At 35.8% G+C, this 813-nt stretch carries 1 protein-coding gene; it reads right to left on the bottom strand.

Translation table 11 applies throughout. The annotated features are described in order from the left end of the window. Nucleotides 1-485 precede the first annotated feature (485 nt). Nucleotides 486-746 (bottom strand): hypothetical protein, encoded by a 261-nt coding sequence (locus DCS95_RS20100; RefSeq protein ID WP_116772580.1) that lies wholly within the window; start codon nucleotides 744-746, stop codon nucleotides 486-488. Between the last annotated feature and the right edge of the window lie 67 nt (nucleotides 747-813).

The raw sequence follows: 813 nt of genomic DNA on the forward strand, positions 1-813 counted from the left end.
TTTCAATTGTCTCAACCATCTCTACTTGTACAGTTTCGATCTCTAAAGAAACGTTCTCTTCGTTAGCCTGTGCCTGAGCGAAGAAACATGTGAAGAAAAGAGCGGTTAAAAGAATAATTGATTTCATAATATTTGTTTTACACTGCTAAAGTACAGGCAAGACCAAACATATTTTGCCGCTCATAGTTGGGCGGCATTTAACTATAGACGAATGGTAATTAGGCTTCGATTATTAATTTGAGCGTACTGTGAATTTCTAGTATATCAGCATAAGAAAACAAGCGTATCGGATGTAGGCATTGATGTAGTTTGAGTTTTGATAAAGCTAACTATAGAATGGAGTAGGATGCCCGGCCGAACTGTCATTGCATCTTGAAATTGACATTGAATTTGATTTTTGAACTTGAACTTGAATTTAAAAGTAGGTTATGGTAAGAAATGGGATAGGTGAAGATCGGGGGCGAAAAGGAAATTTAATAATGGTATTAAGAAAGTTTAGCTCTGTTCAATTTCGTAGCGAACTTTAAAGCCTTGATCACTCTGTTATTTTTGTTCTTGTATAATCTTGCAACTTCGATCGTGTTTTCGTTTTCGATAGTCGGAACAACGATATCATTACTTTCAATAGTTTTAACCATCTCTACTTTTACAGTTTCGATATCTAAAGAAACGTTCTCTTCGTTAGCCTGTGCCTGAGCGAAGAAACATGTGAAGAAAAGAGCGGTTAAAAGAATAATTGATTTCATAATATTTGTTTTACACTGCTAAAGTACAGGCAAGACCAAACATATTTTGCCGCTCGTCGTCGGTTAC

It is taken from the genome of Maribacter litoralis, assembly GCF_003075045.1.
In the GTDB taxonomy this organism is placed as follows: Bacteria; Bacteroidota; Bacteroidia; order Flavobacteriales; family Flavobacteriaceae; genus Maribacter; species Maribacter litoralis.

What these genes read in the sequence shown, in the direction of transcription:
- DCS95_RS20100 (WP_116772580.1), bottom strand. Translation starts at nt 746, where the DNA reads ATGAAATCAATTATTCTTTTAACCGCTCTTTTCTTCACATGTTTCTTC.